Origin of the sequence: Rothia sp. HMSC069D01 (assembly GCF_001810135.1) — a bacterium.
Classification (GTDB): domain Bacteria; phylum Actinomycetota; class Actinomycetes; order Actinomycetales; family Micrococcaceae; genus Rothia.
In genome coordinates, this window is the sequence record NZ_KV800082.1 from 116956 (window position 1) to 130196 (window position 13241).

General features: G+C 60.2%; 10 protein-coding genes. 6 read left to right on the forward strand and 4 right to left on the reverse strand.

All coding sequences use genetic code 11. The annotated features are described in order from the left end of the window. The 3 genes from HMPREF2710_RS09435 to HMPREF2710_RS09440 all read left to right on the forward strand — a co-directional run. The coding region (locus HMPREF2710_RS09435) for an S-layer homology domain-containing protein (protein WP_168163098.1) at positions 1-257 on the forward strand (257 nt) is incomplete at its 5' end. 388 nt (positions 258-645) lie between these two features. Beyond that, a complete protein-coding gene (locus HMPREF2710_RS01920; RefSeq protein WP_070599231.1) occupies positions 646-4686 on the forward strand; it encodes a S8 family serine peptidase in 4041 nt (1346 codons plus the stop codon). A gap of 95 nt (positions 4687-4781) precedes the next feature. Then, positions 4782-4922, forward strand: coding sequence for a hypothetical protein (locus tag HMPREF2710_RS09440; RefSeq protein ID WP_161800493.1), 141 nt, complete (start codon positions 4782-4784; stop codon positions 4920-4922). Between the two features lie 87 nt (positions 4923-5009). Here HMPREF2710_RS09440 and HMPREF2710_RS01925 read toward each other — a convergent pair whose 3' ends face one another. Next, a complete protein-coding gene (locus HMPREF2710_RS01925) occupies positions 5010-5312 on the reverse strand; it encodes a hypothetical protein (RefSeq protein ID WP_049350518.1) in 303 nt (100 codons plus the stop codon). 297 nt (positions 5313-5609) lie between these two features. On the opposite strand from HMPREF2710_RS01925, the gene nadE reads away from it, so the two are divergent. Further along, positions 5610-6443 (forward strand): ammonia-dependent NAD(+) synthetase, encoded by an 834-nt coding sequence (gene nadE, locus HMPREF2710_RS01930; RefSeq protein WP_070599234.1) that lies wholly within the window; start codon positions 5610-5612, stop codon positions 6441-6443. Between the two features lie 129 nt (positions 6444-6572). Here nadE and HMPREF2710_RS01935 read toward each other — a convergent pair whose 3' ends face one another. Together HMPREF2710_RS01935 and HMPREF2710_RS01940 are read right to left on the reverse strand one after the other, a co-directional pair. Beyond that, positions 6573-8075: an MATE family efflux transporter gene (locus tag HMPREF2710_RS01935; protein ID WP_049333868.1), complete on the reverse strand. Its 1503-nt coding sequence runs from the start codon at positions 8073-8075 to the stop codon at positions 6573-6575. A 196-nt stretch (positions 8076-8271) separates the two neighbouring features. Next, a complete protein-coding gene (locus HMPREF2710_RS01940; RefSeq protein ID WP_070599236.1) occupies positions 8272-9912 on the reverse strand; it encodes a Na+/H+ antiporter in 1641 nt (546 codons plus the stop codon). Positions 9913-10288: 376 nt separating this feature from the next. On the opposite strand from HMPREF2710_RS01940, the gene pdxS reads away from it, so the two are divergent. Together pdxS and pdxT are read left to right on the forward strand one after the other, a co-directional pair. Then, complete coding sequence (gene pdxS, locus HMPREF2710_RS01945) at positions 10289-11194, forward strand: pyridoxal 5'-phosphate synthase lyase subunit PdxS (RefSeq protein WP_005507298.1); 906 nt, start codon at positions 10289-10291, stop codon at positions 11192-11194. 115 nt (positions 11195-11309) lie between these two features. Continuing rightward, complete coding sequence (pdxT, locus tag HMPREF2710_RS01950) at positions 11310-11948, forward strand: pyridoxal 5'-phosphate synthase glutaminase subunit PdxT (protein WP_070599239.1); 639 nt, start codon at positions 11310-11312, stop codon at positions 11946-11948. 109 nt (positions 11949-12057) lie between these two features. Here pdxT and HMPREF2710_RS01955 read toward each other — a convergent pair whose 3' ends face one another. Then, the gene (locus HMPREF2710_RS01955) at positions 12058-12723 is read right to left on the reverse strand and encodes a hypothetical protein (protein WP_070593105.1); all 666 of its coding nucleotides are present in this window, start codon (positions 12721-12723) and stop codon (positions 12058-12060) included. Positions 12724-13241 lie beyond the last annotated feature (518 nt).

The following is a 13241-nucleotide window of genomic DNA, read 5'->3' on the forward strand; positions in this document are numbered from 1 at the left end:
ACCGTGACGCGATGGCTGCGTTCTTCTACCGTTACGCTGGTTCGCCCGAGTACACTGCCCCCGCGCAGGCTCGTTTCACGGACGTTCCGACCGACAAGCAGTTCTACCGCGAGATTTCGTGGCTGGCTGAGCAGGGCGTGACCACCGGCTGGCCCGATGGTTCGTTCCGCCCCGTGGAGCCGGTGCACCGCGACGCTATGGCGGCGTTCGTGTACCGCTACAGCACGGGTGTGCTGAAGGAAAGCCCTGAAATCTAAAAACCTGAATTCTAGGGTTCCGGGAGCTAAAATCTCAGAGCCTAAGGGCTCGTAAGGTTCTACCGCTGTAGGTGCTACCTCAGCAGGTTTTACCGAGGGAGCCGTACCGTTGCAGTTTATCTGCGGCGGTGCGGCTCCCTTTTTCTGTGGTTGGGTGCTTTGTTATTTACGCGTAATGTTCCGTAATACGAGTCTGACTAGGTTATATAAAGAATCGTTGAGACAATAAGTGAAGGTTTCTTCACCATCGGCATGAACCTTGACGTTTACGCCGCACAGACGCACTGGAGGCGCACTGCAGACACGCTGGAGACGCAGTGCAGACGCACTTGGAAACACAGTGCAGAAACCGCTAAGAAACGCACCATCACTAAATAAGGAGCATTCAGTGGCAACCTTCCCTGAAGCTACCCCCGCGCGAGCCGCCCGGCACACACAGCCGGGTCGCCTCAAGCAGCTGGCACGCAGCTGCGGCGCACTCACCCTGGGGCTCACCCTCGGGCTGACCGCCCTGCCTTTCGGTACCGCCGCCTACGCGGCACCGGGCGTAGTACGCGGCGCAGACCGGGACGCGCCCCACCAGAACACCGGCACCGGCGAGAACAACAACGAAGTTCTCTCCCCCAGCCTGGACGGCGCCACCGGCGAACGCGCCGTGTTCGTCCGATTCAAGGGTCAGGGTGCGTACGCCCAGACCCAGCCGGACGCGGTCCGCTCCCGCGCGCAGGCACCCGTCAACGCGCAGGCGCAGGTGCAGGCAATCCGCGCCAGCGTGCAGCAGCAGGGCGCCTCCGCGGCGAAGGAATCCGGCGCGCAGGTCCTGTACACCACCCACAACACGATGCGCGGCGTGGCGCTCTACGGTAACGTCGAGCAGATTCGTGCGCTCGCGAACCGCGACGATGTGGAACGCATCAGCATCATTGAGGACATGGCACCGCAGAACAGCGGCACCCTCATTGATACGGACACGCTCTCCGTATGGGCGAAGAGCCCGGCGAACCCCGCCTCCACCGGCTACACCGGCAAGGGCGTGAAGATTGTCGTGCTCGATACCGGTATCGACTACACGCACGCCGATTTGGGCGGCCCCGGCACCAAGGAAGCCTTCGAGAAGGCGAAGGCATCCGACACGATTCCCGAGGGCACCTACGATCCGAAGAAGTTCCTCGGCGGCTACGACCTGGTCGGCGACGACTACAACTCCGGCAAGAAGGAAACCTCCACGCCCCACCCTGATAACAACCCGCTCGACTGCGGCGGCCACGGCAGCCACGTTGCCGGCACCGCGGCAGGTTACGGTGTGAACGCGGACGGCAGCACCTTCCACGGCGACTACTCCAAGCTCACCGAAGAGCAGCTCAAGGACATGAAAATCGGCCCCGGCTCCGCACCGGACGCCCAGCTGATTGGCCTGCGCATCTTCGGTTGTAAGGGCACCACCGCGTTCGTCCCCAAGGGCCTGGACCGTGTGCTCGACCCCAACGACGACGGCGACTTCTCCGACCGCGCCGACATCGCGAACCTGTCGCTCGGCAACGAGTTCGGCGTGTTCGATGAGACCGTGAACTACGCGGTCGGTTCCCTCTACCGCGAGGGTATCCTCTCCGTGGTCGCGGCGGGTAACGCCAACAACTACAACGCCGTGGGCGACACCTACTCCAACTCGGGCGGCCCCGGCACCAGCGCCTACGGCCTGACCGTGGCGAACTCCATCGGCTCGACCCAGCTGGTGGACCGCGTGAAGATTCTCGCCCCCGCGAACGAGGCAGACACCTACGGTGACTACTCGGTGAGCTTCGACTACTCGAAGGCGACCGAGGAGCAGCTACGCGGCACCGTGGTGCGTGCCGCCTCCCGCAACCGCTACGCCTGCGAGGCATTCACCGAAGAGGAAGCTGCAGCACTGAAGGGCAAGTGGGCTCTCATCGACTGGGCGGACGCTGACGGCACCGCCCCCTGCGGTTCGAAGGTACGCTTCGACAACCTGCAGGCGGCTGGCGCGACCGGCGTGGTGCTCACCTCGAACACTGAGGTCGGTGACACCGCTATCGGCGGTAACTCCTCCATTCCGGGCGTGCGCCTGGCAAAGAGCCAGGTGGAGCGCCTTTCCGCGCAGATTGATTCGGGTGAGCTGACCCTGCAGCTCGGCGAGAACCTGCGCGACTCGATCCGCGTGCCCAACGGCAAGCTGGATCAGGCGAACACCTCCACCGCGCGTGGTCTGCACGGTTCGCACGGCATCACCAAGCCGGACGTTGCGGCACCGGGCACGAACATTTCCTCCATCGAGGTTGGTAGCGGCACCGGTTCGAGCGTGAAGACCGGTACGTCCATGTCCACGCCGTTTGTTGCCGGTGTTGCGGCGCTGATCATGCAGGCGCACCCGGAGTACGGTCCGCGCATGCTTAAGACCGTCATCATGAACACTGCCGACCACCACATGCAGGACGCCTGGGGCAACCCCTACGCGGTGGACCGTGTGGGTACCGGCCGCATCAACACGCGTGCAGCGGTGGCTGACCGCGTCATGCTGTTCAACGCGGCACGCCCCGAACAGGTTTCGGACACGTTCGGCGTGCTCGAGTACACCCCGAACGCCGGTGTGCAGACCCTGCAGCACCGCGTGAGCGTTGAGAACACCGACTCGGTGGCGCACACCTACACCCTGAACTATGAGGGCAGCACGAGCATCCCGGGTGTGGAGTTCTCCTACCCTCAGTCCGTGTCTGTGGGTGCCGGTCAGAAGGCAACGTTCACCGTGACGGTGCGCATTGACCCGTCGAAGCTGGAGAAGACCCGCGACCCGTCCATGTACCCGACCCAGGATTCGGTGAACTACTCGACCGGTGCGGTGACCATTTCGGGTGCCCGCCAGTACATTGCGAGCGCTTCGGGCCGCCTGATCCTGACCGATGCTGACTCGTCGGCTGCAGTGAAGACCCTGCGCATGCCACTGCACGTGGCACCGAAGCCTGTCTCCGCGATGCGTGTGGCTGGCTCCGATATCGCCTTCGATGCGGAGGGGTCCGGCGCGACCGAGCAGACCCTGACCCTGCAGGGTACCGCAGTGGATCAGGGCGGTTACCGCTCCCTGCTGGGTGCCTTTGAGCTGGGCGCTTCGAGCCCGCGCATCCCGACCGCGAAGCTGGGTGTGGGTTCGGATTCCCGCATGGACCTGCAGTACGTGGGTGCCGCTTCGGACGTGGCGGCGTTGAAGGCTGCCGGTGCGGACACCTCCGAGGCGCACCTGTCCTTCGGTATTTCCACCTGGGGTAACTGGCAGGAGGTGACCCCGCGCGGCACCTACTACGTGTTCGTTGATACCGACAAGGACGGCACGAGCGACTACCGCCTGCAGACGGTGCGTGAGAAGGGCCTGGACTACCCGCTGGTGAAGGTTTCTAAGCGCAGCAACGGCAAGTGGCAGGCCATTGAGAACGCCCTGTACCCGCTGAACGGCACCTGGGGTGATACGGACACCAACATTATGGATTCGAACACCCTGGTGATGACTGTTCCGCTGAGCGTTCTGGGCCTGGATCCGAACGCCGAGTCCACCGAGATTTCGTACTCGGTGACCACTTCGAGCGCGTTCTCCGCTACGACCGTGGTTGATACGACTGATTCGGTGGTGTTCAACTATGCGGCGCCGAAGCTGTGGTTCAGCGGCGAGTCTGCGGGCGTTCCGAACCTGTTCGTGGACGCACCCTCCGCGCAGCTGGTGGCTCACCGTAACGGCGATGCGAAGAACGTTTCTGCACTGTTCCTGCACATGCACAACGCGACCGGTGACCTGTCCGGCGTAAATGGGGCTGCGGGTGAGCGCGCGCAGGTTCTGCGTGTCTCTTCGAACTCTGAGGCTACCGCCGCGAGCGCACACTTCAAGGATGTTCCGGCGGATTACCCGTTCGTGAACGACATTAACTGGCTGGCTCAGCGTCGTATTACGACCGGCTACCCGGACGGCACGTTCCGCCCGAACGGTTCGGTGGAGCGCGGCGCTATGGCGGCGTTCTTCTACCGTATGGCGGGTTCGCCGCAGTTCACTGCACCGTCCACTCCGAGCTTTAAGGATGTGCCGCGTGACCACCCGTTCTATAAGGAGATTGAGTGGATGCGCGCTCGCGGTATTACGACCGGCTGGTCGGATGGTACGTTCCGTCCGAATGCTGCGGTGAACCGTGACGCTATGGCGGCGTTCTTCTACCGTTTTGCGGGTTCGCCGGCGTATTCGGCTCCTGCGGTGTCGCCGTTTAGTGACGTGTCGACCGGTGGCCAGTTCTATCGTGAGATTTCGTGGCTGGCTGAGCAGCGTATTACGACGGGTTGGGCTGATGGTTCGTTCCGTCCGGTTCAGCCGATTGAGCGTGGCGCGATGGCGGCGTTCTTGCACCGCTATAACGTGCGTGTGCTGAATAACCGCTAGTCGGATGCGGATGTGAGGGCCGTGTCGGGGTGGAGTTTTCTGCCCTGGCACGGCCCTTTCTGTGGGCTGTTATGTCTGCGGCGTAGACTTAACTTATGCGTGAGTTACAGGTTCAGAACGGCGAGGATGAGACGCTGTCAGCTATCCAGGATGCCCCCAATCAGGAGGAGCTTCTGAACGCGGCGGCGGACTTCGTTGACCGCTATGAGAGCGTCTTTGAACATCTAAGCCGCTGATATTCCTTCGAAAGAAATACCCCCGGTGGATGCCGTACGCATCTGCCGGGGGTATTTGCTTGCCTCACTCTGCCCGAGGCGGCCTAGTTAGCGTTGGCGGGCTTCTTTACGGTTGAGCTTCTCAATGGCGGCTTCCACCTTGGACTTGCGGTGACTCAGCTTCCAGAGGCTGAAAGACTGCGTCAAGGTACTCTTGCCGATCTCCACGAGGGAAGGCAGCCCCTGCCGGATGAGTGCCTCATTGATTTCTTCCTGGGTGGCGCCCTGCTCCTTCATCTGCTCGACGAGGATGTTCGCCTCCGCTATTTTCCCGGAGGTGAGCGGGTGGTTTTCGAGGCTGGTTTCGATGTCTACGAGCTCGTCGTAGAGTTCAGTTTTTGTTTTTGCCATGGTGCTGTCTTCACCGTCCTTGGTTGACGTGTTCTGTGGCATTGGGTGTGGGGGCGTTTTCCCTCATCACCGGCTGTTTTGAACGGTATTTGAACCGTATGTTCATGCTAACAGCCGCGTAGCTTGTCGCACAGGGTTTTTACCGGTGAGTATGCTGTGTATTTGCGGGCCTGGCGGGAGGCTGGGGCACCACTGAACCCGCCGCGTGCGCCGCGCTGAACGCACCGTGTGGAATACTACCTCGCCTCCCTCGGCGGTTCACCGCGCGGGCTATAAGGTGGAGCGTACACTTAAGTCATGCGTGAATTACAGGCACAGATCATCCGTGAAATGGGCGTCAAGCCCAACATGACCGAAGAGCAGGCACGCGAAGAAGTGGAGCGTCGCATCCAGTTCATCTGCGACTACCTGGAAGCCACCGGAAGCCGCGGCCTGGTACTGGGCATCAGCGGCGGCATCGACTCCACTCTGGCGGGTCGCCTCTGCCAGCTGGCTGTCGACCGCCTCAACGAGCGTGGCCGCACCACCGAGTTCGTGGCGGTGCGCCTGCCCTACCGTGTGCAGCACGACGAAGAGGACGCGCAGGAGGCGCTGCGTTTCATCCAGCCCACCCGTTCCCTGACCTTCAACATTGCGGAGGCTGTCGACGGTTTCGACACCGCCTACACTGCCGCGACCGGCGAGCAGATGAGCGACTTCAACAAGGGTAATGTGAAGGCGCGCGCCCGCATGATCGCCCAGTATGCGGTGGCTGGCGGCCCCGGCTACCTGGTGGTGGGTACCGACCATGCGGCGGAGTCCATTACGGGTTTCTTCACGAAGTTCGGTGACGGCGGCGCGGACCTGCTGCCGCTGTACGGCCTGAATAAGCGCCAGAACCAGCTGCTGCTGCGTGTTTTGGGTGCGTCTGAGCGTCTGTGGGCTAAGCCGCCGACGGCTGACCTGCTGGACGGCGTGCCCGGCCGTACCGATGAGGATGAGCTGGGTCTGACGTACCCGCAGATTGATGACTACCTGGAGGGTAAGGAAATCGACGAGGCGGCCGCTGCGAAGCTGGAGCAGATTTACCTGCGTAGCCGCCATAAGCGCACCACTCCGGTGACGATTTTTGATTCCTGGTGGAAGAACTAGCGCTTTACCGCCGTAAAACTAACGTAAAAGCTCCGGGCTCCTATGCGGGAGTCCGGAGCTTTCGTGTAAACGCTGACTGCGTAGGTGCTCGCCGCGTAGGTGCTGGCGAGCGCTCGCGTTCAGAGGCGTTTATGCCTTCGATGCGGCGGCAGCCTGAACGTCCGAATCCTCAGAACCTTCAGTCTCAACCTCAGCTTCAGCGGGCGGTACCTTCGCGCCACCCGTGGCGAGGAACAGCACCAGGCCCAGCGCGCAGGCGAGCACCTGGGTGAAGGGGAACGCCCAGGTCAGACCCTTAAATCCGAACCACATGTTGCCGAAGTACACGGCGGGGAAGAACAGCAACGCAATACCGATGGTCATCAGCATTGCCGGGCCGCCCTTACCGGACGCCTGGAACCAAGACACAAACACGATGCTGACCGCGTTGAACACGGCGGCGAGCATGAGCGCGACCATGACCTCTTCGCCGGTGTCGATGAGGCTTGCATCGCCAACCACGGCGAGCAGTTCACGGCGGAAAATCAGCACCGGAATGGTGATGATCGCGGAGGTCGCCACGGACAGGATCGTTGCGGTGCGCAGCGCCTCCTTCACGCGGGCGCCGTTGCGGGCACCGTACGCGTAGGCGTACAGCGGGATACCGCCCATGCACAGGCCCATGCACAGCATTTCGGGCACCATGTTCAGGCGCATTGCCAGGCCGAACGCTGCGACGGTGTCGTCACCGTAGGAGGCGGCGAGGTTGTTCAGCAGCAGGGCGGCGAAGATCAGGTTGAGGCTCTGAATGAGCTCGGCGGCACCGACCGCGACCACGGGCTTGATAATGGCGGGGTCGAGGGAGAAGTCGCGGATGTTTGCGGAGAAGTTCTCGCTCTGACGCATCAGGAACAGCAGGTAGTACAGCATGGATGCGCCGTTCGCCAGCAGCATCGCCCAACCGGCACCGGCGACGCCCATGCCCATGATGGCGATGAACAGTACGTCGAAGATGCAGGTGACGACGGTGCCGACGATGATGCCGTACATGGACTGCTTGGCGTAGCCTTCGGATCGGACGAGCTGTTCGAGGGTGAACATGCCGATAGCGAGGGGCGCGCCGAGGAACATGAGGTGCACGTAGATACGGGTCGGTTCGTAGGAGCCGCCGGATGCACCCATGATGCTGGTGATCGGGTCAGCGAGGATGAAGCCGATAGCCGCCGCGACGATACCGGCACCGAGCGCCGAGTAGAGGGCGAAGGAGGTGACGCGGTGAATTTCGTGGGCGGGCTGGCCTTCACCGAGCTTGCGGGAGGCGAGGGTTGAGGAGCCCAGGCCGAACAGGCCGGCGATTGCCATGATGACGCCGAAGACGGGCACGCCGTAGCTGGTGGCGGCGAGGTCTTCGGTGCCGCCGTAGTGGCCGACGAAGTAGGAGTTCACCACGTTGTAGATGCTGGTGATGGCGAGGCCGAGCGCCATGGGCACGCCGAGGGAGAGGAGCGCCTTGAGGATGGGGGCGTCTTTGAGCAGGTAGATGTTCTGCGGGTCTTCGCTTACGCCGTGCGGGCGGTGTCCTGCGGCGGGTGCGCTATTTTTGGGTGCTGCGCTATTTTTGGGCGCGTTGTTTTCAGTCTGGTGGGACGTCATAGGTTCCTGTGGTTCTAGTCTGTGTTGTGTCCGGTGCGCGGTAAGAAGCGTGGTCCGCACAAAAAACGGGCTAGTGTATTGTACCGTTTCCACGTAGTGGTTGGGCTAGGGGTTTAGACAAAAAAGTAACGAGGCGCCCCTCCCCGTTTAGGGGTGGGGCGCCTCGCCTCATACGTATCGCATGTAGGAGTGTGAGCTATTCGAGTTCAACCGGACCAAGCACGCGAACCTCCTCAATATCCAGGATTTCCTGAATCGCGTGGAGCACATTCGTGTCGATTATGCGCTCATTACGCAGGCGCTTGAGCACGCTGCGTTGCTTCTCCAAATGCCGCAGGCGCAGCTCTTTCTCAAGGTCGCCCGCTTCAATAATGCGGCGGGCTTCTTCCGGCGCATTCGCACCGTCTTTACGAACGGCGTGCAGGTTGCGGTGTATACTCGCGTTGTACATCTGTTCGTCGGCAATGCGGTCGATAATCCACTGTGGTGCACCAATTTCCTGGCCGATCTCAGCCACAGAGTCGAAGGACTCGGCAATGATCGTGCGGATTGCTTCATTAATCTCATCTTCTTCGGTGGTATCAACCGGAATTTTCGCCCACCTAATAACGAGCGGCAGGAGCATCCCCTGAACCACCATCGACAGCAGAACCACGCCCGCAACAACAAAGATAATAAAGTCACGCGCGGGAACATCAGTCGGCACGGAGAGAGCCACCGCGAGGGAAACACCGCCGCGCAGTCCCGCAAAGGTACTCACTACACGGCCACGGAAAGTTGTGCGCAGCTGCTTCTGCTTTTCTGAACGGTCAAGGGCACGAATAATACCGATCGAGACGTGCAGGAAAATAAAACGCGCCGCAATGGAAACAAGCCATGCCACCACAATCACGGCGAACGTCAAAGCCCACGCATAGTTGTATTCACGAAGAACATCATCCACAGGCGCTGTGGCGCTGGGCAGCTGAACACCCACGAGCACGAAGAGCGCACCGTTCATGACATAGGAGACAAACGACCAGATGGGCAGACCGTAGAAACGGTTTTGGGGTTTGATGGTATCCGGTCCGCGATAGGTCAGGTAGAAAGCGGCGACCACCACAGCCACCACTCCGGAACCTTTCATGCCCTCAAAAGGCTCGATCTCTTCAGCCAGGAAGAAAGCAATAAACGGCACGGTAAACATGAACACGCTGAAGTTCATGGGGTTGCCGATGTGCGCACGCAGCTTATCTACACCCCATCCGACGGCCAGGCCAACGAGAGTTCCAATCAGGAACGAGAAGAAGAACATTCCGGATGCAGTCCCCAGGGTAAGTTCATGACCACCCGCAAGCTGCAGGGCGAGTGCGAAAAGAACTAGGGTGGTGCCGTCGTTAATGAGTGCTTCCGCTTTAAGGGTGGTGATGGAAGATTTGGGGAGTTTGCCGTTGAGCGTTGCCACGGCCACAGCATCGGTGGGGGCGAGCGCCACACCGATAATCAGCGCCACAGGCCACAGGTAGACGCCCATAAATGTGTGAAGCACCCAGGCGATAACGAACGCCGTGAAAATTACGAGCACCGTGCCCGAGAGCAGAATGCCGCGCAGACGAGCGCGCGCTTCACGCCATGAGGTGTTGCGGGCTTCCCAGAAGAGCATGATGGGCAGGAAGATTTCGAGGATGACGTGCGGCGGCAGGCCGATACTCTGAACTTCGTGCAGTTCGTGGGCGGGCATAATGCCGATAGCCAGGCCAATGAATATCAGCACAATGGCGGGGGTTATCCGTATTTTATGGGCGAGGATATTACCCAGAAGAATCGCCAGCGATAGGGCAATGATGACTTCGAGCATGCTGTTCCTTTTCTTGGGCACAGGGGTACTGGACGCTCGGGTGCTGCTTGGGTGTGCCCGGGCGCAGTTCCTGGTGCGCTACATGGTCTGTGAAATGTGTTGATGGTTGCCCTGCGGGCTTTTGTTCTAGGTGGCGTTTACGACGTGGTGAGCGCCTACCCGCGGTGCCCGTGTGCAGGGTTCTAGTGGGTTAAATAGTATACCGGCGGTTTTATTCCCTGGGCTCGCTGGCGGGGCTGTCCAATTCGTGGGTGCGGGCACCTTTCATGACGTTTTGTGTCGTTCTGACGTGAACTTCGGGTCGTACTGTGTCAGAGAACAGAAAATCTGCCTCCGTGAGTGCGCGTGAGCACTCAGAACGTGAGAAGATAAGGTCATGACTGATAACAACACCGTAACCGGCAGCCCGCTTGTTAAGCGCGGCCTGGCCGACATGCTCAAGGGCGGCGTCATCATGGACGTCGTCACCCCCGAACAGGCTAAGATCGCTGAAGATGCTGGCGCTGTTGCCGTCATGGCTCTCGAGCGCGTTCCCGCGGATATTCGTGCGCAGGGCGGCGTGGCTCGTATGTCTGACCCGGACATGATTGAGGGCATCATTGATGCTGTTTCGATCCCGGTCATGGCGAAGGCACGCATCGGCCACTTCGTTGAGGCTCAGATTCTGGAGACCCTGAAGGTCGACTACATTGACGAGTCTGAGGTTCTTTCCCCCGCTGACTACGTGAACCACATTGATAAGCACCAGTTCAAGGTTCCTTTCGTGTGTGGTGCTACCAACCTGGGTGAGGCTCTGCGCCGCATCACCGAGGGTGCCGCTATGATCCGCTCGAAGGGCGAGGCGGGCACCGGTGACGTCTCTGAGGCGACTAAGCACATCCGCACCATTAAGCGTCAGATTGCTGAGCTGCAGGGCCTGTACAACACCATGCCTGATGAGCTGTACGTGAAGGCTAAGGAACTGGCTGCACCGTACGAGCTGGTTCGTGAGGTTGCTCAGACCGGTAAGCTGCCCGTGGTGATGTTCACCGCTGGTGGTGTGGCTACCCCCGCCGACGCTGCGATGATGATGCAGCTGGGTGCTGACGGCGTGTTCGTTGGTTCCGGTATTTTCAAGTCGGGCGACCCGGTTGCTCGCGCGAAGGCTATCGTGAAGGCTACTGCTTTCTACAACGACCCGGAGAAGGTTGCTGAGGCTTCTCGCGGCCTGGGTGAGGCTATGGTCGGCATTAACGTTGCTGACATCCCGGCACCGCACCGCCTGGCGGAGCGCGGCTGGTAATTCGTGCGCGCACCCCGTATTCGGGGTGAGTGTTTGATGAGGGGGTGGGGTTCGCTGAGGCGGGTCCCACCCTCCTTGTGTTTGTTGTGTTTGTTGTTTTGTGAAGGGAGCGGTGATGGTTGAGAAGGTTCAGCCTGCCGGTGTTTTGCCGGGTGAGGGTTTGACGGTTGGTGTTTTGGCGTTGCAGGGCGGCGTGAGTGAGCATGCGGAGATGCTGGAGTCCCTGGGTGCGCAGGTGCGTTGGGTGCGTACTGGTGAGCAGCTTGAGGGTCTGGATGCGCTGGTTTTGCCGGGTGGTGAGTCGTCGACGATTGACCGTTTGACCCGTATTTTTGGTGTGCGTGAGCCGCTGATTGAGGCGATTTCTTCGGGTCTGCCGACTCTGGGTACGTGTGCTGGTCTGATTATGCTGTCGAAGCGTATTGATGATCCGGCGCCGGGTCAGCAGTCGCTGGGTGTTTTGGACGTTTCGGTGGGTCGTAACGCGTTTGGTTCGCAGGTTGATTCTGCGGAGGTGCGCCTGCCGTGGCTGACCCCTGCCGGTGATGAGGTGGTTATTGATACGGCGTTTATTCGTGCGCCGATTGTGACTGGCACTGGTGAGGGTGTGCAGGTGACGGCTCGTCATGAGGGGAAGATTGTGGGTGTGCGTTCGGGCAACCTGATTGGTATTTCTTTCCACCCGGAGGTTACGGGCGATACGACGGTGCATGAGGAGCTGCTGGCTCTGGCACGCGAGGTGAAGGGCAAGTAGCCCCTCCCCCAAAAATAAGCCCGGTAATGAGCATTTAAGGAGTTGTGGCGGTGACCGTTGTTCGGTCACCGCCACAACTGTTTTTGCGTGGGCTTATGCGTGAGTGGGTTTATGCGCGGGAGCTGCTGGGGATTTGGGGCTGGGCCTTCCATTGCTGGTAGGCGCTCGTGGCGAGGAATCGTGCACGGTTCGCGTCGCTGAGCGTCTTGATGTCTGCGGGGGCTGCCTCGTACCACTTTTCGTAGAGACGAATAATCATTTCGGGGTAGGCGGCTTCTTCCAGGTCGGCGCGGTGAGGGATGAATTCGTTGCGGTCCTTGATGTCTCGGTACTCGCTACCGGCGAAGGGGTCGGAGAGTCCAACGCTGGGGCGAGCGTTGTAGGCATCGATGTTTTGAACGTATTCGGGGAAGGTGCTCCGCCCTGCTTTGAGTGCGGCGTGGCACTTGCTGTCGATTTCGCTGGGCTCAATCATGTGGGCGCCGTCTGCGAGGATGTGCCGGTACTGGATGTACGCGGGGTATTGTTCATCGGTGCGCGGGACGGGCTTGGCGGCTTCTGCTGATGCGAGATCTTCAGCGGAGTATGAGGAGCAGCTGACGGTGGGCGTGGTGCTTGCCGTTGCTGAGGCGCTCGCCGTGGAGGGTGAGGGGGTGCTGCTTGCCGCGGTGTTTGCACCACCGCAGGCGGCAAGGAACAGGGGCAGGGTTAAGAGAGCGGCACCGTATCGCAGTGCGCTATAGCGGGGGTTGGGGGTCCTAGAATTCAGGGTCATGATGTTACCTCATTGTGGGCTGGAACATACCGAATTGACCCTCACTATACGGGCAGTTTTGATACGTGGTCAAGAGAAAATTATGTTTATTTTTTAAAAGCCAACAGCTCGAAAGAAAATCGACAAACAAGCTTATTCAGCGTCTTGACTTGCGCAAACACGGAAGCCACCGGGCTCTTGAAGCAAATACGGCACAAAGACACCAGCATCAGATATTGTTATTTGCCCGATAATCAGCAGAAGCCAACATATCCAGAGGGGCACGGTTGGAGCGCCCTTTATGCAACCTCGAACTCCGTAAAAGCCTGCGCCTCAACGGTCCATCGCTACTGCAGGAGGAAATAGATAAGTCCCCTAACGTATTCCCAGAGCAGTACCAAGATGACGCACTGCACAACAAATGCGGCTACAGCTGCGAGGGTTGGTATCCAGTAGCTACGCTTAGAACATGCAATAAAAACTGCTATAAAAATAACGCATGAGACAATATCGGGACCCAAGAGAATGAATGCCTGTAG